This window comes from uncultured Marinobacter sp. (assembly GCF_947259545.1).
GTDB lineage: Bacteria > Pseudomonadota > Gammaproteobacteria > Pseudomonadales > Oleiphilaceae > Marinobacter.
The window spans coordinates 847,605-867,231 of sequence record NZ_CAMYMK010000002.1; the positions used below are offsets into that span (position 1 = coordinate 847,605).

Here is a 19,627-nt window from a genome sequence, read left to right on the forward strand (position 1 = left end):
GTCGCCCATGATCGATGACCAGGATCCGGAAAGCACACCGGTCCGGCTGGTTTCCCGGCTGGCCAGCCTGGTGTGGTGGCTGTTGCTGGTGGCACTGGTCCTGCTGGCGCTGTATGCGGGCATAGGGCGGCAACTGACCCAGAACATAGACAGCTTTCGCGATGATATCGAGACCCGTCTATCCCAGAAACTGGGGCACGAGATCTCCATAGGCTCCCTGAGTTCCAGCTGGAACTGGCTGGACCCATCCCTTGACGCCCGCAACCTGGTCATCCTGAGCGAAGATGGCAGCGAAGTAGCGGCTTCCCTGCAACAACTCCGTATTCGTCTGGATACCCTGTCCTCATTGTTCCGCCTTCGCATCGTCTTTGCCGATTTCGAGGCCGACGGCCTGGACCTTACTCTGAGTCAGACCCCGCGGGGTGAGGTCACTGTTGAGGGTGCGGATCTGCCGGAGCCGGTGACCAATGACCTGAAGCTGTGGCTGGATCGCGCCGGAGCCTGGCTGTCTGAGCCCCGAGTCAAAATAACCCGGGTGAACCTGGGTATCAGGGACAACAACGACCAGGTTCGATATCTCGACATTCCGCAGCTGGATATGGTCTACCGCCGTGGCCTGTTTATGGCTTCCGGGCGGGCCATGCAGGCGGGGACCACTGTGCAGTTGGCCAGCTTTAACCTGCTGGGACAGCATTTCTTCCGGGGGGATTTCAACGGACAGCTTTATGTTGACGTGAATTCCGGGCGGCTTTTTGATGGTTTGATTGACGAGTACAGCTGGCGGGACATCCGCGTTGAAGGTTTCGATCTTGGCGGTCATGCCTGGCTGACTTTTCGTGACGGAAGGCTGGAGCAGGTGACCGGTACGGTTGAAACTCCATACCTGCAGCTGGGGGTGGGCGGTGAATCCCTGGCGCCGTTGGAGGATATTCGTGCCAGATTCGGGTGGCGCCGAAGCGAGACTGGCCTTACTGACGAAGATCCAGTTGATCTTGAAACCCTGGCGGGCGCTGGTGAGTTTCACCTCAATGACCTGGAGTGGACCTGGGACGGTGATCAGGTGTCACCGTTTGACCTGCGAGTAAGACAGCGTTCCGAAGGGACGGATATCATCGCGGACGAGGTGCCCTTGCGACCGCTGCGGCGCGTGATATCCAGTGTTGGTCTCCTGCCGGCAGTGGCAGCCCGGGCCCTGGAGAATTATCGCCCGGGCGGCAGGCTCAATGAGTTGCGGATGCAGGTGCCCGGCCCTGGTGGTGAAGGCTTTAAGCTTTCCGGCGTACTGGATGAGGTCAGTGTAGAGGCATTCCGCGGGGCTCCGGAGGTTCGGGGTCTGGATGGTCGTCTGTTGATGGATCACCGCGGGGGCTATGTTGAGGCCGATAGCGAACAAGTGACCTTAGGCTTCCCATTATTGTTCCGTGGCACTTGGCCCATGTCATCACTTCGCACCCGGGTCGCATGGCAACTGGATGGTCCCATCACCCGGGTATGGTCTGACGACATTCGCCTGGACTATGGAGCGCAAACCGAATGGACCGGGGCATTCGATCTTCGCCTGGATCGCGAAGGCGAAAACAACCTCAGTTTGCGCGTGGGCGTTCGTGACGCCCAGGCCGACATGCTCGCCGATTTTGTACCGGTGCGTTTGGTTGATCCGAAACTGTACGACTGGTTGACCACGGCCATTACCGAAGCGGACATCACCGAGGGTGTCTATTATGGCCATGGACTGATCAATCGGGGCGCGCCCAAGGGCTCATTTGTGTCGTCCATGCGATACCGGTTTGATAACGCCGCAGTGCAATACGATGAGCGCTGGCCGGCGGTGGAAAACGCCCGCGGCGAAGTGTTCATTCACAATGGTTTGACCCGGGTAGAATTGGAGCGGGGTACTACCGGACAACTGGAGCTCGAGCAGAGCGAGGTACGGGTGGAACCATTGGACGGCAGTGTCCGCCTGGCTGTGGATGCTTCCGCTTCGGGGCCGGGATCGGCGGTCGCCTACTGGATGGACAACAGCCCGCTGGGTGAGATGGCGGGCTCCGCCGGACGGAGTGTCAGGTTGGGTGGTGACTATCACCTGGACCTTGGCCTGGAAATGCCCCTGGACGGAACTGATGAGCCGGCTGTGGACGTCCGGGTTGCGACGGAAAACGGTCAGGTGGTTTACCCGGAAGCAGACCTGGCATGGGAGCAACTGTCCGGGCAGCTTGGCTTCAGCACGGCAACCGGGTTTTCCGGCGAGCCGTTAAAAGCGGTGTTCTTCAACGATCCGGTGACAGTCTCACTGTCCCGCAGTACTAACGATGAGGGCATAACGATTCGGCAACGGGGGCAGGTTAGTTTGCCGCAGGTATTTGCCCGTGCAGGCCTGGAAGGAGACATGGATCTGGGCATGAATGGGGTAACGGATTACACCGCTACACTGGATGTGTCGCCGGACACCGCCTCGACCGTCACCATCCGCTCAAACCTGAAAGGGGTGTCAGTCAACTGGCCCGAACCACTGGCGAAAACCGCGGATGAAGAAACTGTACTGAGTGCCGTCATCGATCCAACCCGGAAGGGTGAGCTTGGTATGGATGTCACCTGGGAAAACCGCCTGTCCCTCAGTCTGCTGAAAAGAGACAGCGGTTTTGATCTGGATATTGAACGCCTCTGGTTGGGACGCCAGTTGTTAACAGACATTGACGTCGTGGCCAGCGACCTGGGGGATCGGTGGGTACTGAGTACCCGGTCAGAGCGGGCAGTGGGTCGTGTGGTTTTGCCGGACAATGACGACGCGATCATCGCTGATTTTGAGAGCCTGCACCTGATTCGTGAGGGTGAGGAAACGGATGACCAGAGGGCGTTACTGACCGTAGACGAACAACTCGAGGCATTTCGTGCCCTGGAGATCGGGGAATGGCCGGATATCGACTTGAGCATTGCCCGACTCCGGCTCAATGGCGATGAGTTGGGTCGCTGGTCCTTCCGCTTGCGGCCCGAGCCTTTCCGCCTGCGGGTCGAGGAGATCGAAGGGCGGCTCAATTCTCTGAACCTCACTGGTGACATGACCTGGAGTATCGCCGGCGATCGGGAAACGACCCGCTTCGCGGGTGATATAGAGGGCGGCACCCTTGGCGATCTCGGCAACCTGCTCGATGCCGATATCCCGTTGCGAAATAAAGAAACCGCGATCCGGCTCGACCTTGATTGGCCTGGCCGTCCCAACGAGTTCGGGCTTGAGGCGTTAAGTGGTACGGTGAGCCTGCGACTGGATGATGGTGTCATCCTGGAGCGCAATAACTCCGCCCAGCTGTTCCGTGTATTCAACTTGCTGAATGCGGATACTTTGTGGCGTCGTTTGCAGCTGGATTTCTCCGATTTGTACGAAGCGGGGGTAGCGTTTGATGCCATTTCCGGCACTGCGGTGATCACCGACGGGCTGCTCAGCTGGGACCCGGAGTTGCAGGTGGTCGGGCCATCGGGAGCCTTCAAGTTGTCGGGCACAACGGATATGGCGGAAGAAATCCTGGATATGCGATTGGTGGTGGTACTGCCCCTGACACAGAATCTTCCATTGGCAGCGTTGTTGATGGGGGCGGGGGCGCCGATTGGTGGAGCGCTGTTTGTGCTGGACAAGGTCCTCGGTGACCCATTGAGTAAACTGACCAGTGCGACCTATAGTGTAACCGGAAGCTGGGAAAATCCGGAGGTAGACCTGCGGCGAGTTTTTGATACCGGCGAGTGATTCCAAATAATCCGGCATTACCACGGAGACCGACCATGACCAACGTTTCGTCCCCCATCGTTGCTGCCATCCAGATGGTCAGCACTCATGATATCGATGCGAACCTGCGCGAAGCTGAGCGGTTGTTGGTCGAATCCGCCCGTGCAGGCGCCCGCGTAGCGGTGCTGCCTGAAAACTTTGCGGTGCTGGCCACGTCCCAGATGGTGGCCTGTGGTCAGCAGGAGGCGTCGGACACGCCTGTCATCCGCCAATTCCTCGCCGATCAGGCACGCCGGCTTGGGATCTGGATTGTCGGCGGCTCGCTGCCCGTGTCCAAACGCCCGGATGGTACTGATATTGAGGGGCGTGTTCGGGCAACCGCTCTGGTGTATGACGATAAGGGCAATGAAGTTGGTCGATATGACAAGATCCACCTGTTCGATGCCACGGTGGAAGACGCCCACGGTCAGTACCGGGAATCCGATACCTTTGAGCCCGGAGAGTCGGTCGTCACCCTGGAAACGCCGGTCGGCCGGTTGGGAATGGCGATCTGTTATGACCTGCGTTTTCCGGAGCTGTTCAGGGCACTGCGCGAAAAAGGCGCGGACTGGGTCTGCCTGCCCAGTGCATTTACCTGGCAGACGGGCGATGCGCACTGGCACGCGTTGATCCGGGCCAGGGCCATTGAAAATCAGGTTTGGGTCGTAGCACCGGGGCAGGGTGGTCAGAACAGCCAGCGTCGCCTTACTTACGGCCACAGTTTGATTTGCGACCCCTGGGGCAAGGTGGTTTCGGAGATAACAGAAGAGGGGCCCGGTGTGGTTACCGCAACCCTGGACCCGGATTTATTGACCAACATCCGCACTCGCATGCCAGTCTGGGAACACCGGCGCTTATAAAAAACTACTCCACTTCATCAATCGCTTCGCGCAGGTACCGGAACAGTTTTCTCGCCTGCCCGGTGTTCTTCTGCTTTTCCACGTCCTTGCGGGCGTTGCGTGCGAGGTTGCGCAGGTGCTGAATATCGGCACCAGGGCAATAACTCACAAACTCTCCCACCGCTGAATCGCCTTCGTTGATCATGCGGTCGCGCCAGCGCTCCGCCAGGTGATGGCGCCGGGTGTGTTCCTCGCTACCGGCGTCGAACGCATCAATTGCCCGCTTAAGGGCATCGGGATCGTCTTCCTGGCGGATAACCTTGCCAATGAACTGCAGGTGCCGGCGTTTGGCCTCATTCTGGCGAATACGGCGGGACTCCTCGATTGCTGCCCTCAGAGTGTCACTGATGGTCAGGGTGTCCAGCTGGTCATTGCTCAGGTCCAGCATGCGCTTGCCGAGATCCTGAAGCGCGTGCATTTCCCGCTTGAGCTGGGATTTGCTGGGGCCCAGGTATTCCGGTGCGTCGTTGTCGTCGTAATGATCTGTCATAGTGCTGTCTGCTTGTAGGGTTACGCATAGAATATGGTGGCGAGCCCGAGAAAGGCCATGAATCCCACCACATCCGTCACGGTTGTCAGAATGACGCTGCCTGCCAGTGCCGGATCAATATTACGGGATTTGAGAAACAGCGGGAGAACTGTGCCAACCAGGGCCGCGGCTACCAGGTTGATGATCAGTGCCGCGGCAATAATAGCGCCAATCAGGATGTCCTTGAACCAGAGAGTGGCGGCGGTCGCCACTACGACGGCCCACAACATCCCGTTAAGCATGCCCACCACAAACTCCCGGTTCAGCAACCAGCGGACATTAACGCCGCTGATCTGGCCCACCGCCATGCCACGGATCACCAGCGTCAGAGTCTGACTGCCTGCGATACCACCCATGCTGGCGACGATAGGCATCAGCACCGCCAGAGCAACCACTTTGGCGATGGTGTCCTCAAAAATGCCGATCACGGCGGATGCAATGAACGCGGTGATCAGATTGATGCCCAGCCAGACCGCGCGGCGCCGGGTGGTTTTCATGATGGGCGCGAAGGTGTCCTCGTCTTCGTCCAGACCCGCCATGCTCATCAGGGAGTGGTCCGCATCTTCGCGGATAACGTCAACCACGTCATCGATGGTGATCCGTCCGAGCAGGCGGCCATCTTCATTGACCACCGGCGCCGAGATGAGGTCGTAGCGCTCGAACAGGGTGGCGACCTTGGTGTCCGACAACAGCACCGGAATCGGTTCAATGTCGGTGTCCATCACTTCCCGCACGGTCGCCGCCGGGTTGGATACCAGCATCTTGGTAATCGGCAGCATACCGATAAACTCATCCCGCCGGCTCACCACGATCAGACTGTCGGTCATCGGGGGCAGGTTACGGTGCCGGCGCAGATAACGAAGAACCACGTCAATGCTGATATCCGGGCGCACCGTGATGGTGTCCGTGTTCATCAACCCGCCGGCAGTATCCTCCGGGTAGGACAGGACTTCCTCTACGCGCTGACGATCCTGCTCGTCCATGGTATCCAGAACTTCCTGGATAACCGTATCAGGCAGCTGCTGCAGCAGGTCGGCCAAGTCATCCGACTCGAAATCTTCCAGGATGTCGGCCAGTTCCTGGGCATTCAACTGGCTGAGAAAATAGCCCCGGATGTCATCGCCGAGGTACTGGAGGACTTCACCTTCCAGTTGCTTATCGACCAGGTTCCACAGCAGGGCCCGCTGGCGGGGCGGGGACGATTCCAGCAGGTGGGCAATATCACTGGGGCTCAGGCCGCCATTCAGGATGCGTGCAACCTGTTTCAGCGCACCACTATCGAGCGCTTCGCTGAGGGAGCGAAGGCGCTGGCGAGCTTGGCTTTTTTCCAGAATATCGGTCATGGTTCACCCACAGTCAGAAAACCCCCGTATTATAGCGGACTTAGGCGGTACAGGTGAGGAAGAGTTGTAGGTGATTGCCGCGGAATTTACTCGCCTTCGCCAAAATAATCATTGATCAGCTCGACCAATGCGTTAATAGCCTGTTCCTCATCCGGGCCCTCCGCAATCAGCTCTACGTCTGTTCCCTGGCTCGCTGCCAGCATCATGACCTGCATGATGTTTTTAGCGTCAACTTCGCGGCCCTTGCCGCTGATTTTTATCGAGCTTTCATAAGCGGAAGCGGTTGCAACCAGTTTGGCGGTGGCACGCGCGTGCAATCCCAGCTTGTTGATAATGGTAATGTCGCGTCGAATCATCGTCTTCTCACGCCTGATCCCGGCTTTGCAGGTGTGGCAATTCCGTGTGGCGGACCTGGACGTTGTTGTACTTCTGGCGGAAGTAGTGGCCAAGCTGCTCGCAGACATAGACAGAGCGGTGCTGACCGCCGGTACAGCCAATGGAGATAGTCATGTAGCTTCGATTGCTGTCGGCGAATGAAGGCAGCCAGCTGTCCAGAAATGCGATCAGGTCGTCGACCATCCTGCGGCTCAAAGGCTCCTTCTCCAGAAACTCGATGACTGGTTGGTCAGTACCGACATACTGGCGAAGGCTGGTATCCCAGTAAGGATTGGGAAGGCAGCGCACATCGAATACGTAGTCGGAGTCCAGCGGCACACCGTGTTTGAATCCGAACGACTGGAACAGCAGAGCCAGTTCCTGATCCTTGCGTCCAACGATGCGCTGTTTGATCATGTCCCGAAGCTCGTACATGGACATGCCGGTGGTATCGATGTAGAGGTCGGCCAGCTTTGACAGCGGCTCCAGCAAGCGCTTTTCGTCGCCGATGGCTTCCCGCAGGGAGGTTTTGTCATCGCTCAGGGGGTGCTTGCGCCGTGTTGCGTGGAAACGCTGGAGCAGGGATTTTTCGTTTGCGTCAAGGTAGATGATCTCGACGGTCACGCCGGTACCCCGAAGCTGCCGATAGATGGTTTCGAAGTTGGTCAGCTCACCGGCCAGGTTGCGGGCATCAATGCTGACCGCCATTTTTCTCAGGCGGCCGGGGGAGTCACTGTGATTGGCAGCTTCCGTCGTCAGCGGGAACAGCAGGCCGATCGGAAGGTTATCAATGCAATAAAAGCCAAGATCTTCCAGCACGTGAAGCGCCGTACTTTTCCCCGAGCCTGACCTGCCACTGACAATAATCAGTTTCATTGCCTCTTTGCCTCCGCTCTGAAATGATCAGCTGTTACCATCCAACATGCGGCTGTAGAGAGTCTGGGCATCGGTACACTGCCGCAGCTGATCGCAAAATCCACGATCGTTGAACTTCTCAGCCAACTGACTCAACAGTTCCAGGTGTTCGCTGGTGGCCTCTTTGGGGACAATCAGAGCAAACACCAGGTCCACTGGCTGATTATCAATGGCATCAAAGCCAACCCCTTCTTCCAGGGTCAGCAGCACACCAACCACCCGATCAAGCCCGTCAAGACGGCAGTGAGGAATGGCAATGCCCTGGCCGATGCCAGTGCTGCCGAGCCGCTCCCGAGAAATCAGGTTGTTGAAGATCTGGGTTTCACTAAGGGAGGAATCCTGCTGATTCACCTCCTCGGCAATAAACTCCAGAACCCGTTTCTTGCTGGACGCGCGAACCCGGCAAAGGGTCAGCTCTGGGGCAAGAATATTTTCGATAGTCAGGGATGTGTCGCTCATGAATCGACTGCAATTCCGTAAAAAAAAGGCTGCGGCACGTACATGCCGCAGCTCGATTAGGTTGAATGCCTGGATAACGGTATCTTAACGGGCACCATTACCATGCATACGATCGATGTTCTTTTCCTTGTGTTTGAGAATCTGACGATCCAGCTTGTCAATCAGCGAGTCAATCGCTGCGTACATGTCGTCGTTCTCAGCCTTTGCGTGAATCTCACCACCAATCACGTGGAGTGTCGCCTCAGCCATTTGCCTCACCTTTTCCACCTGAAGCGTCACCTGGCAGTTGCTGATGTGGTCAAAATGGCGCTCGAGCTTTTCAAACTTGCCTGATACGTAATCTTTCAGAGAGGGAGTCAGTTCTACGTGATGGCCTGAAATATTGAGTTGCATAGGCGTCTCCTGTCGTCATCATGCCGGTCCCGGTTGAGGGCCAGCGGTGTGCCGGCATTATTCCTGCCGGCGGATCCAGTCGGGTTAAACAAGCCGTTTCCGTTCATTGGATGGCGGGATGTGCATAGCCTCTCGATATTTGGCTACGGTCCGCCTGGCTACCTTGATACCCTGTTCTCCTAGCATGGCTGCAATTTTGCTATCGCTCAATGGCTTTTTCGGAGTTTCTGCTGCGATCAGTTTCTTGATCATGGCACGGATCGCGGTGGAGGAACACTCTCCGCCTTCATCGGTACTGACATGGCTTGAAAAAAAGTACTTTAATTCGAAAATGCCACGAGGTGTGTGCATGTATTTCTGGGTGGTCACCCGGGAAATGGTGGACTCGTGCATTTCCACGGCCTGGGCGATGTCCGAGAGGATCAGCGGTTTCATAGCTTCTTCGCCGTGATCCAGGAAGCCCTGCTGATGCTCGACAATACGAGTCGCCACCTTGAGCAGTGTTTCGTTACGGCTTTGCAGGCTCTTGATGAACCACTTGGCCTCCTGAAGCTGGTCCCGCAGGTAGGTGTTGTCGGCGCTGCTGTCCGCGCGCTTGATCAGGGAAGCGTAGCTGGCATTGACGCGGATCCGCGGCGCGATGTCAGGATTGAGCTCAACCCGCCAGCGACCGTTGTGTTTGCGGACCATGACGTCGGGAATGACGTAGTCCGGTTCCGCCTGATCCACCGAATCGCCCGGGCGCGGGTTGAGACTGGTGATCAGGGCCAGCACTTCCCGCAGCTGGTCTTCCTTCAGGCGGCTGCGGCGCAGCAACTGTGCGTAATCCCGGTTGCCCAGCAGGTTGATGTAATGGGTGATGACCAGTCGTGCCTGGGCCAGCCAAGGAGTGTCCGGCGGCAGCTGGTTCAACTGGATCAGCAGGCATTCCTGCAGGTCGCAGGCAAAGACGCCGGGCGGATCAAAGTGCTGCAGGCGATGCAGCACGGCTTCCACTTCATCCAGTTCCAGCGGGTCGTCTTCGGTTTCGTCCAGCAGTCCGGAGTGTATCTCCTCTATGGACGACGTCAGGTAACCGCGCTCATCCACTGCATCCATCAGGGCGTGGGCAATCGCCTGATCCCGTTCGCTCAGGGGCGTCAGGTTCAGCTGCCATTCGAGATGATCCTGCAGGGTTTCGGTCGGCGAGTTACGGGTTTCGAAGTCGCTGTCGTTCTCGTCGTCGTTGCGTGGTGCGGCCGCAGGCGCTGACTGGTAAATGTCATCCCAGGCGGTGTCTACCGGCAGGTCATCGGGAATGTTATCGGGAATGTCGTTTTCGGACGCCCAGTCGGGGCCGTTTTCGGATTCATCCCAGTCGGAGGAGGACTCAGTCGCCGAGGCCGTTTCTTCTGTCTTCTGAGGCTCCTCGCTGTCCTGCTCGGCCGCATTGGCATCCGGGACGTCGTCGTCTTCTGACGTTTCCAGCATGGGGTTGGAGTCCAGTGCCTGCTGGATTTCCTGCTGAAGGTCCAGCGTGGAAAGTTGCAGCAGTTTGATCGCCTGCTGCAACTGAGGCGTCATGGTCAGGCTTTGACCCAGCTTTAACTGTAATGACGCTTTCATAACCATGGTTCAGGATCCGTCACTCAGTAACGAGTGATTGCATAAAAATTCGTTGTATGTTGGCTACTTGCCAGACCAAGCAAGTTCTTTGCCGAGTGTACTTGCTTGTCATCACCATGACAATTGGGCCATGGTGAAAGCCGTCGCGGAATATGACACCGGTCAAAGGCGGAACTCATTGCCAAGGTAGACCTCTTTCACCTTCTGGTTGGCCAGGATTTCCTCCGAATTGCCGGAAGCGATGATGTGGCCACCTGAAACGATATAGGCATTTTCGCAAATATCCAGGGTTTCACGCACGTTGTGGTCGGTGATCAATACCCCGATACCCTTGTCCCGCAGGTGCCGGATTATATGCTTGATGTCACTGACCGAAATGGGGTCCACGCCGGCAAAGGGCTCATCCAGCAGGATGAATGCCGGTTCCATGGCCAGCGCCCGGGCAATTTCCACCCGGCGTCGTTCACCACCGGAGAGGGCCATCCCCATGCTGTCGCGGATGTGTGTAATGTGGAACTCTGCCAGTAACTCTTCCAGTTTGGCCTCGCGGTCCGCCCGCTTGAGTTCCTTGCGAGTCTCCAGGATCGACATGATGTTGTCCCGCACCGTCAGCTTGCGGAACACTGACGCTTCCTGGGGCAGGTAGCCGATCCCCTTGCGGGCCCGGCCATGCATAGGCAGGGGCGTAATGTCCTTGCTGTCGATGGTGATACGGCCGTGATCAGCAGGTACCAGGCCCACGATCATATAGAAACAGGTGGTTTTGCCCGCGCCATTGGGGCCCAACAGGCCGACGATTTCGCCACTGCGAATCTCCAGGGAGACATCAAGGACCACTTTCTTGTGCTTGTAGCTTTTTGCCAGATTACTGGCCCTGAGAACTGCCATCCGAATCCTGTCTGTTTTGGCTACTGCGTGGCTGGATAATCATTTCAACGCGGCCATTGCCGTTGTCGTCGTTGGCCGCCCCTTCTGCTGTGACCACACGGTCGACGCTATCATAATGAATGATGTCGCCGCGGAACAGGTTGCCGTTCTGCTCGATGACGGCTTTCCGTTTAAAGGTCAGCCGGCTTTCCGGGGCCGAGTAGATGATGTTGAGGGCGCGGGCATCGGTTTCCCCCTGTCCATCGCGAGCGGGTTGCCGATAATGGGCGGGCTTGCCCGTGGCCTCAATACGCCGCAGACCTTCTGCATCGCGGTAGAGGGTCACCTTGTCAGCGGTTAGCTCGGTCGCACCCTGGGTGAGATGAACATTGCCGGTGTAGGTGGCAACGCCTTTGCTGTCATCCAGTCGTGCGCTGTTGGCCTTGACCGAGATCGGGACGTCCGAATCGAGGCTGAAAGCAACAGCGGAGCCTGCGAACAGGCATGCTGCCAGCGCTGCGGCAAGGTTACGGATTGGCTTGTTGGCCAGGCTCATAGCGTCCTTCCACCTGTGAGTTGAGTTCGAGAATGCGGTCATCAATCCAGGCCTTCATCCCGGTTGCACGGGTCACGCTGAACGAATCGGTCAGCTCCACCGGAGCGTCGGTGTAGACGGTGTTTTTGCTATTATCCAGTGTCAGTCTGGACGTTGTCAGTGTGCCCTGGCGGTCGCCGGACCTGCGAATTACCTGAACGTTGCCTTCCAGATGAAGCAGGCCTTTTCCTTCTCGAAAGGTCCCGGAGTCCGCGCTTAAATACCACGGCTCTTCTTCACCCTCGCCGAACAACTCTGCCCTGGGTGATTCCATAATAGCCTTGTTCTGCGCTTCAAACTGTTCAATACGCGGGCTCTCAAAGCGTACGCTGAGCTTGCCGTTTTCATCGTAGGAAAGGTAGCGGCCATTGACGACAAAGCCATCAGGCTCGGATTGCCCTCTCAGCGCTGCTGCGTCCACCGGTTCCTGCGGTTCGTCACTCTGCCACAACATCATGACCAGGGCCACAGCGGCGCAGCCCAGCGCCAGGGTTCTCAGCCAGGGCCGGTCGACCAGTAGCAGGGTGGGGAGCAGGTTGCCTCTCATCGCGACAGGATCCTTCAGTCAGCCTGGGTGTAGGCGGCCAGTGTGGCGTCAAGCTGGCCGCAGGCAGTCAGCAGCAGATCGCAGGCCTCACGAACGGCACCGTTGCCGCCGGGAGCCGAAGTGCATACATCCGCCTGTTCGCGAACCAGCCAGTAACCGTTGGGGACGGTAATGCCCAGACCGGCGAAGCGGATCGCGGGCAGGTCCGGCAGATCATCCCCCATATAGGCAATCTCTTCGGGACTGACGCCCAGGGAATCAACCAGTTCCTGCAGCGCCACTTTCTTGTCCTCGCGGCCCTGCATCAGATGGGGGATGCCAAGGTCGCTCATACGCTTCTGGGTGAGTGGCGATGTACGCCCGGTAATCACGGCAACGGTAATGCCGGCGGCCATAACCTGCTTCAGGCCCAGTCCATCCAGGATATTAAAACCCTTCATTTCATCACCGGCGGCGCTGAAAAACAGTTTGCCATCGGTCATGATGCCGTCCACATCCAGGGCCAGCAGTCGGATACGGGCGGCTTTGCCGAGGATGCGGGCGGGCCATTGCGGGCGCAGCGTGTCGGTCATAGCGTGCTCCTCAGATTACGCCGGCGCGAAGCAGGTCGTGCATGTTGATGGCACCGACCAAGCGGCCGTTTTCATCGGTGACGGGCAGTGCACTGATCTTCATTTCTTCCATGATATTCAGCGCTTCGGCTGCCAGGTGGTCGGCCTGAATAGTCTTGCCGTTGTGAGTCATGACCTGATGAATTGGTGTGGTGTGGACGTCAATGGACTTGTCCAGCGTGCGACGCAGGTCACCATCAGTGAATACGCCGGTCATGTTGCCGTCTGCGTCTACTACGGTGGTCATGCCCAGCCCCTTGCGGGACATTTCAAGCAACGCGCCGCTAAGGGTGGTGTCGCCAGTTACCCGGGGAATGCGGTCACCGGTATGCATGATGTCGGAAACCCGCAACAACAGGCGCCGGCCCAGGCTGCCCCCCGGATGGGAAAATGCAAAGTCTTCCGCACTGAAGCCCCGGGCTTCCAGCAATGCGACAGCCAGGGCATCCCCCATCACCAGAGTGGCGGTAGTACTGGAGGTGGGTGCCAGGCCCAGAGGGCAGGCTTCCAGGGCAACACTGACGTCGAGGTTGGCCACAGCTTCCTTCGCCAGGGTGGAGTCGGAATTGCCGGTCATGCTGATCAGTGGCGCGCCCATACGGCGAATCAGCGGCAAGATGGTGACCACTTCACTGGTGTTGCCGCTGTTGGAAAGGGCAATCACCACATCCTGGCCGGTAATCATGCCCAGGTCGCCATGACTCGCTTCCCCCGGATGTACGAAGAAAGACGGAGTGCCGGTGCTGGCCAGGGTGGCGGCAATCTTGTTGCCAATATGGCCCGATTTGCCCATGCCGGTGACCACCACGCGTCCTTTGCACGCCATGATGACCTCGCAGGCACGGACAAAGTGATCGTCAATGCGATCCGAGAGGGCGGCAATGGCGTCTTTCTCGATTTCGATGGCCCGGAGGGCCGAGTCCCGGTAGGTCTGCTTGATGTCGGCTATGGATTTGTTGCTGTCGCTCATGGTGTTTCCGGCTCGCACCTTGTCGTCATTGGGGCTCAGGATGAATTGGCGAGAGTATATCACTTCACGAGGCTACGGGGCCTTGTTCAGGGAAACTGATCATTGCCATCAGGACATTTTGTGAAGGACCGATTGAGCTTCCAACCGGCTTCGCATAATGTATGCGCCTGATCGAAAGGGATGGCTTATGGCTTCGGAAGCATACATAACATTGACGGATGTGGTCTTTTCACGCTCGGGCCGGCGTATATTTGATGGTGTGACCCTCGAAATTCCCCGTGGCAAGACTACCGCCATCATGGGGCCGAGCGGAACCGGCAAGACCACCCTGTTGCGGCTGATCGGCGGTCAGTTGAAGCCGGATTCCGGCACCATCATGGTGGCGGGCGAGAATGTGCCCAAGCTTAGACGCAAGGCTCTGTATACGTTGCGGGAAAAAATGGGCATGTTGTTCCAGAGCGGTGCCCTGTTTACCGATCTCAGCGCATTCGAGAACGTTGCTTTTCCCTTGCGTGTCCATACCTCCCTGCCGGAAGACATGATCCGCGATATCGTGCTGATGAAACTGGAGGCTGTCGGGCTCCGGGGGGCGAGGGATCTGATGCCCTCTGAGCTGTCCGGTGGGATGACCCGTCGCGTGGCACTTGCCCGCAGCATTGCGCTGGACCCGGAACTGATCATGTACGACGAGCCCTTTGCCGGACAGGATCCGATTGCCATGGGGGTGCTGGTCAAACTGATCCGTGACCTCAACAGTTCCATGGGGCTGACCAGCGTGCTGGTGTCCCACGATGTGCCGGAATCCCTGAGTATCTGCCATTACGCCTGCATCATTGCTGATGGCCAGATTATTGGCGAAGGGACGCCGGATGAATTAAGGCAGCACCCGTCCGAGCGAGTGCAGCAGTTCCTGCAGGGGCAGCCGGATGGTCCCGTGCCATTTAACTACCCGGCTCCGGATGCAGGGTCGGACTGGGGACTCACCGGAGGCCTCAAATGATGGATCGGATCGCCGCGCTCGGCCGATTGGGGTTTGATATCGTGGCCACGGTTGGCCGTGCAGGCTATTTTCTTGGGGGTGCCCTGGCTGGGGTTCCGAAACCTGCGGTCGGGTTTCCATTACTGGTTCGCCAACTCTATTCCGTTGGGGTGCTGTCCCTGGCGATCGTTGTGGTGTCTGGCCTGTTTATCGGCATGGTGCTGGGACTGCAGGGCTATACCATTCTCAGTGATTATGGCTCAGAAGCGGCGGTCGGTCAGATGATCGCTCTGACACTGGTGCGGGAGCTGGGGCCGGTCGTGACGGCGCTGTTATTCGCGGGGCGGGCCGGCTCGGCCCTGACCGCTGAGATAGGCCTGATGAAGGCGACGGAGCAGCTGTCCAGCATGGAAATGATGGGGGTGGATCCTCTGAGGCGGGTGATTGCTCCCAGGTTATGGGCCGGTTTTATCGCGATGCCAATCCTGGCCGTCATCTTCTCGGTGGTTGGTATATGGGGCGGCATGCTGGTGAGCGTCGATTGGCTGGGCGTATTCGAGGGTGCATTCTGGGGTAATATGCAGTCATCGGTCAGCTTTGTGGATGACGTGCTGAACGGCGTGGTGAAAACCGTGGTATTCGGGTTCGTCTGCACCTGGATTGCCGTGTTTCAGGGTTATGATTGCGTGCCGACTTCTGCCGGCATCAGTTCGGCCACCACCAAAACCGTTGTGTATTCATCGTTGGCCGTTCTCGGCCTGGATTTTGTGCTTACTGCCGTCATGTTCGGGAATTTCTGACCCGGAATTGCGGCGCGAATACAGCAGGATTGACCAGAACTTAATCGGGAGCCGGATATGGCACAGAGAACCACGGAAATCATCACCGGCCTGTTTATGATCGCAGGGCTTGCAGCGGTGCTGGTTCTGGCATTGCAGGTGAGCGGATTGTCACCCAAAAGCGCAGGTGACACGTATACCCTGTATGCCAACTTCAATGACGTTGGCGGCATTTCGCCACGGGGCAAAGTCGCCATGGCGGGCGTCAAGGTGGGCTCGGTTCGCAGTGTGACCCTGGACAAGGAGACCTTCCAGGCCAGGGTGGAACTTGCCATTGACGCTGACGTGGACAACATCCCGGCGGACAGCTCAGCGGTAATACGTACATCCGGCATACTCGGGGATCAGTACATTGATATTTCCATCGGTGGAGACATGGAGTCCCTGAATCCCGGAGACAGCTTTTATTCAACCCAGTCGGCCATGAATCTTGAGCGCCTGATAACCAACTTTGCGTCGGGTAAATAGTGCGAGAGAAAAGGATCTGAAACGTTACAGGAGAAAAACATGGTATTGATCAGACGCGGCATGCTTTTTATGGCATTCCTGATGGCAGCAGCCCTGGTGCTTCCGGCCCACGCAGGTCAGGAAGAAGACCTTGTAAAGTATGTGGATGAAAACACCCAGCGCCTGGTGGACAAGCTGAACGAGGAGAAGGGCCTGTATGAGAGAGACCCTGAGGCCTTTTACATCAGTATGGATCAGGAACTGCGGGAATTCGTGGACTTCCGCCGGATCGCTGCCCGAGTCATGGGAAGGTATGCGCGCCAGACGTCTCCGGAACAGCGGGATGAGTTCGTTGAAAAATTCAAGCGCAGCTTGTTCGACAGCTATGCCCAGGCCCTTGTGAGCGCCAACGATTTCGCCATTGAGGTGAAAGACGCGGAGATCCACCCCAATAACGCGGAGCGGGCCTCCGTGCAGATGGAGGTGCTCACCGCCAGTGGCAACCGGTACCCGGTCACTTACTCCATGTATAAAAATGATGACGGTCGATGGATGATGGAGAACGTCATCGTCGAAGGCATCAATATCGGCCTGGCCTTCCGTGACCGGTTTGCCCAGGAAATGGAGCAGAATCGCGGTGAAGTGCAGGCTGTGATCGATAGTTGGGATGGCGCTGTGGACAGTCTCAACCTGGATGAAGAAGTGGATAACTCATGACTTCGGGCGCCCGGGTTGAGCTCAGTGGCGACATCCTGAAAGTGAGCGGGTCTGTCGATCCGCTCACGGTGGTGTCCTTCAGAAAGCAGGGCGAGGCACTGATCCGGTCAGCTTCCGGAGACCTGACTGTCGATCTGAGTGCCATGGAAACAGCGCACAGCGTGGTTCTGTCGTTGTTGCTTTGCTGGCAGCGATGCGCCGGGGAGTTCGGCCGTTCGCTGTCATTCACTGGCGTCAGTGCCCGTCTCTATTCGCTGGCCGCTCTCAGCAACCTTGAAGAGCAGTTGACTGGTTTCCAGCCCGATAAGTCCGCCTGAAACATCCCCGCTAATCTTCACGTTCTTCGTTCTCTCCATTCTGTCATTCTCTGCTGGCTGACCCGGGCCGCGTAATTGGTTACAATCTCGCCCCTGATCTATAAACACCCGAGGAATGACTATGGAAGCCGCCGAAGTTACCGAACTGGTAAAACAGGCCCTGCCGGATTGCGAAGTGCAGGTTCAGGTCGATGGCAACCATTATATGGTTGTCGTGGTAGGGGAGGTTTTTGAAGGCCTGTCCACCATCAAACGGCAGCAAATGATCAACAAGGTGCTTTTCCAGCACATTATGGACGGCACCATACACGCCCTGCATCCGAAAGCATTTACCCCGGCTGAATGGGCCGCGCGCCAGGGCTGATAGCTGCCCGCCAATAACAGGAAGACTATTGTGGACAAACTTCTGATCAGGGGCCGTAAGCCCCTGAATGGTGAAATCCGGATTTCCGGTGCCAAGAACGCCGCACTGCCCATACTGGCTGCCACCCTGCTGGCGGATGAGCCGGTAACAGTGGGCAACTTGCCGCACCTGAACGACATCACCACCATGATCGAGCTGCTGGGCCGCATGGGCGTGGAGTTGCTGATTGATGAAAAAATGAGCGTGGAAGTGCACGCCAACACCATCAAGCATTTCCATGCGCCTTACGAGCTGGTCAAGACCATGCGGGCGTCCATCCTTGTGCTGGGCCCGCTGGTGGCTCATTTTGGCGAAGCGGAAGTGTCCCTGCCGGGCGGTTGTGCCATCGGTAGCCGGCCGGTGAACCTGCATATCCACGGTCTGGAAATGATGGGCGCTGAAGTGAAGGTGGAAAATGGTTACATCAAGGCCAAGACCAATGGTCGCCTGAAGGGCGCCCACATCTTCCTGGACACCGTAACCGTGACCGGCACCGAAAACCTGATGATGGCCGCGGCTCTGGCGGACGGCAAAACCATCCTGGAAAACGCTGCCCGCGAGCCGGAAGTGGTGGATCTGGCCGAGTGCCTGATTGCCATGGGCGCCGACATCAAGGGCCATGGCACCGCGACCATCGAAATCAATGGCGTGGAACGCCTGCATGGTTGCCACTACGACGTGCTGCCTGACCGTGTCGAAACCGGTACCTACCTGGTAGCCGCTGCCGCCACCGGCGGTCGTGTGAAACTGAAAGATACCCGGGAAGACCTGCTGGAAGCGGTGCTGCTCAAGCTGGAAGAAGCCGGGGCGCACATTACCACCGGCAAAGACTGGATCGAACTGGACATGAAGGGCAACCGTCCGAAAGCGGTGAGCCTGCGCACGGCGCCTTACCCGGCGTTTCCTACCGACATGCAGGCCCAGTTTGCGGCGATGAACGCGGTTGCCGAAGGTACCGGTACCATCGTGGAAACGGTGTTCGAAAATCGCTTCATGCACCTTCAGGAGCTGATCCGCATGGGCGCGGACATAACGCTCGAAGGTAACGCAGCGATCATCAAGGGCGTTGAATATCTGACCGGCGCGCCAGTGATGGCGACCGACCTGCGGGCGTCTGCCAGCCTGGTTATAGCCGGTTTGATGGCCGATGGCGACACGATTGTGGATCGCATCTACCACATTGACCGCGGCTACGAGTGTATTGAAGAGAAGCTGCAGCTGCTGGGCGCCAGTATTCGCCGCCTGCCAGCATGATCGAAACGGATCAGAAACCGGAAGGACGCATGACCGACTCCATCACCATCGCTTTGTCGAAGGGGCGAATCCTCGATGAAACCCTGCCATTGCTCGCGGAAGCGGGCATTGAGCTGGTTGACGACATCAAGAAATCCCGCAAGCTGGTGTTCCCCACCACCGACCCCAGCGTACGGGTGCTGATTATCCGCGCCACGGACGTACCCACCTATGTGCAATATGGTGGCGCGGACCTCGGGGTAACCGGTAAGGATGTCCTGATGGAGCACGGCGGCGATGGTCTCTACGAGCCGCTGGATCTGAACATTTCCCGCTGCCGCCTGATGACCGCCGGCCCGAAGGATAAGCCGGCGCCGGCGGGTCGAATCCGCGTGGCCACCAAGTTCGTTAACCTGGCCCGCCGCTATTACTCGGCCCAGGGACGGCAGGCGGATATCATCAAGCTTTACGGTGCTATGGAGCTCGCTCCGATCCTGAACCTTGCCGATGAGATTGTCGATATAGTGGATACCGGCAATACCTTGAAAGCCAATGGCCTGGAACCAAGGGATCTGATCGAACACATCAGCAGCCGTTTGGTGGTCAATCGCGCTTCTATGAAGATGAAACATGAGCGGATTAACCCCATAATCGAAAAAATGTCCGCTGCTGTGGACAAGCGCCGGCAGGACTAATAAGGCGAATTTGGGAGTACGAAGCGGTCAGGTAGGGCTTTCCAAAACACGCTCAAGCACATCCATGTGACGCTTGGGCTCCGCCATCCATGGCTCCGCACAGTTTTGGAAAGCCCTACCTGACCGCTTCCCCAA

At 57.8% G+C, this 19,627-nt stretch carries 22 protein-coding genes; 10 read left to right on the top strand and 12 right to left on the bottom strand.

The genetic code is table 11. The annotated features are described in order from the left end of the window. Nucleotides 1–7 precede the first annotated feature (7 nt). Both Q0Y21_RS04055 and Q0Y21_RS04060 read left to right on the top strand, forming a co-directional pair. Complete coding sequence (locus Q0Y21_RS04055; protein ID WP_297791800.1) at nt 8–3,736, top strand: AsmA-like C-terminal region-containing protein; 3,729 nt, start codon at nt 8–10, stop codon at nt 3,734–3,736. Between the two features lie 35 nt (nt 3,737–3,771). Then, entirely contained in the window at nt 3,772–4,614 is an 843-nt protein-coding gene (locus Q0Y21_RS04060; RefSeq protein WP_297791802.1) for a carbon-nitrogen hydrolase family protein, read from the top strand. Between the two features lie 4 nt (nt 4,615–4,618). On the opposite strand, the gene yjgA is transcribed toward Q0Y21_RS04060, so the two are convergent. The 12 genes from yjgA to Q0Y21_RS04120 all read right to left on the bottom strand — a co-directional run bounded on the left by yjgA (nt 4,619) and on the right by Q0Y21_RS04120 (nt 13,862). Continuing rightward, on the bottom strand, nt 4,619–5,143 hold the full coding sequence (yjgA, locus tag Q0Y21_RS04065) for a ribosome biogenesis factor YjgA (protein WP_297791804.1): 525 nt from the start codon (nt 5,141–5,143) through the stop codon (nt 4,619–4,621). A gap of 20 nt (nt 5,144–5,163) precedes the next feature. Beyond that, nucleotides 5,164–6,525, bottom strand: a complete 1,362-nt coding sequence (gene mgtE / locus Q0Y21_RS04070) for a magnesium transporter (RefSeq protein ID WP_297791806.1) — start codon at nt 6,523–6,525, stop codon at nt 5,164–5,166. Between the two features lie 86 nt (nt 6,526–6,611). Further along, entirely contained in the window at nt 6,612–6,881 is a 270-nt protein-coding gene (locus Q0Y21_RS04075) for an HPr family phosphocarrier protein (protein WP_297791808.1), read from the bottom strand. Nucleotides 6,882–6,888: 7 nt separating this feature from the next. Further along, nucleotides 6,889–7,776, bottom strand: a complete 888-nt coding sequence (gene rapZ / locus Q0Y21_RS04080) for an RNase adapter RapZ (RefSeq protein ID WP_297791810.1) — start codon at nt 7,774–7,776, stop codon at nt 6,889–6,891. 27 nt (nt 7,777–7,803) lie between these two features. Then, the gene (ptsN, locus tag Q0Y21_RS04085) at nt 7,804–8,274 is read right to left on the bottom strand and encodes a PTS IIA-like nitrogen regulatory protein PtsN (protein ID WP_297791812.1); all 471 of its coding nucleotides are present in this window, start codon (nt 8,272–8,274) and stop codon (nt 7,804–7,806) included. Between the two features lie 84 nt (nt 8,275–8,358). Beyond that, the gene (gene hpf, locus Q0Y21_RS04090) at nt 8,359–8,667 is read right to left on the bottom strand and encodes a ribosome hibernation promoting factor (protein ID WP_297791814.1); all 309 of its coding nucleotides are present in this window, start codon (nt 8,665–8,667) and stop codon (nt 8,359–8,361) included. 84 nt (nt 8,668–8,751) lie between these two features. Beyond that, nucleotides 8,752–10,278 carry an RNA polymerase factor sigma-54 gene (locus tag Q0Y21_RS04095; protein ID WP_297791817.1) on the bottom strand — a complete coding sequence of 509 codons (1,527 nt, stop codon included), beginning with the start codon at nt 10,276–10,278 and terminating at the stop codon, nt 8,752–8,754. Nucleotides 10,279–10,434: 156 nt separating this feature from the next. Continuing rightward, nucleotides 10,435–11,160: an LPS export ABC transporter ATP-binding protein gene (gene lptB, locus Q0Y21_RS04100; protein WP_297791818.1), complete on the bottom strand. Its 726-nt coding sequence runs from the start codon at nt 11,158–11,160 to the stop codon at nt 10,435–10,437. Next, nucleotides 11,138–11,695, bottom strand: a complete 558-nt coding sequence (gene lptA / locus Q0Y21_RS04105) for a lipopolysaccharide transport periplasmic protein LptA (protein WP_297791820.1) — start codon at nt 11,693–11,695, stop codon at nt 11,138–11,140. Before lptA ends, lptB begins: the two co-directional genes overlap by 23 nt. Continuing rightward, a complete protein-coding gene (gene lptC / locus Q0Y21_RS04110) occupies nt 11,667–12,281 on the bottom strand; it encodes an LPS export ABC transporter periplasmic protein LptC (protein ID WP_297791822.1) in 615 nt (204 codons plus the stop codon). Before lptC ends, lptA begins: the two co-directional genes overlap by 29 nt. A 14-nt stretch (nt 12,282–12,295) precedes the next feature. After that, nucleotides 12,296–12,853 (bottom strand): HAD hydrolase family protein, encoded by a 558-nt coding sequence (locus Q0Y21_RS04115; RefSeq protein ID WP_297791824.1) that lies wholly within the window; start codon nt 12,851–12,853, stop codon nt 12,296–12,298. 10 nt (nt 12,854–12,863) lie between these two features. Next, nucleotides 12,864–13,862, bottom strand: coding sequence for a KpsF/GutQ family sugar-phosphate isomerase (locus Q0Y21_RS04120; RefSeq protein ID WP_297791826.1), 999 nt, complete (start codon nt 13,860–13,862; stop codon nt 12,864–12,866). Nucleotides 13,863–14,049: 187 nt separating this feature from the next. Here Q0Y21_RS04120 and Q0Y21_RS04125 point away from each other — a divergent pair, with 187 nt between their 5' ends. The 8 genes from Q0Y21_RS04125 (at nt 14,050) to hisG (ending at nt 19,492) form a co-directional block, all read left to right on the top strand. Further along, a complete protein-coding gene (locus Q0Y21_RS04125; RefSeq protein WP_297791828.1) occupies nt 14,050–14,862 on the top strand; it encodes an ATP-binding cassette domain-containing protein in 813 nt (270 codons plus the stop codon). Then, nucleotides 14,859–15,641, top strand: coding sequence for a lipid asymmetry maintenance ABC transporter permease subunit MlaE (mlaE, locus tag Q0Y21_RS04130; protein WP_297791829.1), 783 nt, complete (start codon nt 14,859–14,861; stop codon nt 15,639–15,641). The genes Q0Y21_RS04125 and mlaE overlap by 4 nt, the downstream gene beginning before the upstream one ends. 57 nt (nt 15,642–15,698) lie before the next feature. Continuing rightward, complete coding sequence (gene mlaD, locus Q0Y21_RS04135) at nt 15,699–16,148, top strand: outer membrane lipid asymmetry maintenance protein MlaD (protein WP_297791830.1); 450 nt, start codon at nt 15,699–15,701, stop codon at nt 16,146–16,148. A gap of 39 nt (nt 16,149–16,187) precedes the next feature. Then, the gene (locus Q0Y21_RS04140; protein WP_297791832.1) at nt 16,188–16,844 is read left to right on the top strand and encodes a phospholipid-binding protein MlaC; all 657 of its coding nucleotides are present in this window, start codon (nt 16,188–16,190) and stop codon (nt 16,842–16,844) included. Then, nucleotides 16,841–17,161 (top strand): STAS domain-containing protein, encoded by a 321-nt coding sequence (locus Q0Y21_RS04145; protein ID WP_297791834.1) that lies wholly within the window; start codon nt 16,841–16,843, stop codon nt 17,159–17,161. The genes Q0Y21_RS04140 and Q0Y21_RS04145 overlap by 4 nt, the downstream gene beginning before the upstream one ends. Before the next feature lie 121 nt (nt 17,162–17,282). Then, nucleotides 17,283–17,525, top strand: a complete 243-nt coding sequence (locus Q0Y21_RS04150) for a BolA/IbaG family iron-sulfur metabolism protein (RefSeq protein ID WP_127333170.1) — start codon at nt 17,283–17,285, stop codon at nt 17,523–17,525. Nucleotides 17,526–17,555: 30 nt separating this feature from the next. After that, nucleotides 17,556–18,818: a UDP-N-acetylglucosamine 1-carboxyvinyltransferase gene (gene murA, locus Q0Y21_RS04155; protein ID WP_297791837.1), complete on the top strand. Its 1,263-nt coding sequence runs from the start codon at nt 17,556–17,558 to the stop codon at nt 18,816–18,818. Nucleotides 18,819–18,847: 29 nt separating this feature from the next. Further along, on the top strand, nt 18,848–19,492 hold the full coding sequence (hisG, locus tag Q0Y21_RS04160) for an ATP phosphoribosyltransferase (protein WP_297791839.1): 645 nt from the start codon (nt 18,848–18,850) through the stop codon (nt 19,490–19,492). The last annotated feature ends 135 nt before the right edge of the window (nt 19,493–19,627 follow it).

What these genes read in the sequence shown, in the direction of transcription:
- Q0Y21_RS04055 (WP_297791800.1), top strand. Translation starts at nt 8, where the DNA reads ATGATCGATGACCAGGATCCGGAAAGCACACCGGTCCGGCTGGTTTCC.
- Q0Y21_RS04060 (WP_297791802.1), top strand. Translation starts at nt 3,772, where the DNA reads ATGACCAACGTTTCGTCCCCCATCGTTGCTGCCATCCAGATGGTCAGC.
- yjgA (WP_297791804.1), bottom strand. Translation starts at nt 5,143, where the DNA reads ATGACAGATCATTACGACGACAACGACGCACCGGAATACCTGGGCCCC.
- mgtE (WP_297791806.1), bottom strand. Translation starts at nt 6,525, where the DNA reads ATGACCGATATTCTGGAAAAAAGCCAAGCTCGCCAGCGCCTTCGCTCC.
- Q0Y21_RS04075 (WP_297791808.1), bottom strand. Translation starts at nt 6,881, where the DNA reads ATGATTCGACGCGACATTACCATTATCAACAAGCTGGGATTGCACGCG.
- rapZ (WP_297791810.1), bottom strand. Translation starts at nt 7,776, where the DNA reads ATGAAACTGATTATTGTCAGTGGCAGGTCAGGCTCGGGGAAAAGTACG.
- ptsN (WP_297791812.1), bottom strand. Translation starts at nt 8,274, where the DNA reads ATGAGCGACACATCCCTGACTATCGAAAATATTCTTGCCCCAGAGCTG.
- hpf (WP_297791814.1), bottom strand. Translation starts at nt 8,667, where the DNA reads ATGCAACTCAATATTTCAGGCCATCACGTAGAACTGACTCCCTCTCTG.
- Q0Y21_RS04095 (WP_297791817.1), bottom strand. Translation starts at nt 10,278, where the DNA reads ATGGTTATGAAAGCGTCATTACAGTTAAAGCTGGGTCAAAGCCTGACC.
- lptB (WP_297791818.1), bottom strand. Translation starts at nt 11,160, where the DNA reads ATGGCAGTTCTCAGGGCCAGTAATCTGGCAAAAAGCTACAAGCACAAG.
- lptA (WP_297791820.1), bottom strand. Translation starts at nt 11,695, where the DNA reads ATGAGCCTGGCCAACAAGCCAATCCGTAACCTTGCCGCAGCGCTGGCA.
- lptC (WP_297791822.1), bottom strand. Translation starts at nt 12,281, where the DNA reads ATGAGAGGCAACCTGCTCCCCACCCTGCTACTGGTCGACCGGCCCTGG.
- Q0Y21_RS04115 (WP_297791824.1), bottom strand. Translation starts at nt 12,853, where the DNA reads ATGACCGACACGCTGCGCCCGCAATGGCCCGCCCGCATCCTCGGCAAA.
- Q0Y21_RS04120 (WP_297791826.1), bottom strand. Translation starts at nt 13,862, where the DNA reads ATGAGCGACAGCAACAAATCCATAGCCGACATCAAGCAGACCTACCGG.
- Q0Y21_RS04125 (WP_297791828.1), top strand. Translation starts at nt 14,050, where the DNA reads ATGGCTTCGGAAGCATACATAACATTGACGGATGTGGTCTTTTCACGC.
- mlaE (WP_297791829.1), top strand. Translation starts at nt 14,859, where the DNA reads ATGATGGATCGGATCGCCGCGCTCGGCCGATTGGGGTTTGATATCGTG.
- mlaD (WP_297791830.1), top strand. Translation starts at nt 15,699, where the DNA reads ATGGCACAGAGAACCACGGAAATCATCACCGGCCTGTTTATGATCGCA.
- Q0Y21_RS04140 (WP_297791832.1), top strand. Translation starts at nt 16,188, where the DNA reads ATGGTATTGATCAGACGCGGCATGCTTTTTATGGCATTCCTGATGGCA.
- Q0Y21_RS04145 (WP_297791834.1), top strand. Translation starts at nt 16,841, where the DNA reads ATGACTTCGGGCGCCCGGGTTGAGCTCAGTGGCGACATCCTGAAAGTG.
- Q0Y21_RS04150 (WP_127333170.1), top strand. Translation starts at nt 17,283, where the DNA reads ATGGAAGCCGCCGAAGTTACCGAACTGGTAAAACAGGCCCTGCCGGAT.
- hisG (WP_297791839.1), top strand. Translation starts at nt 18,848, where the DNA reads ATGACCGACTCCATCACCATCGCTTTGTCGAAGGGGCGAATCCTCGAT.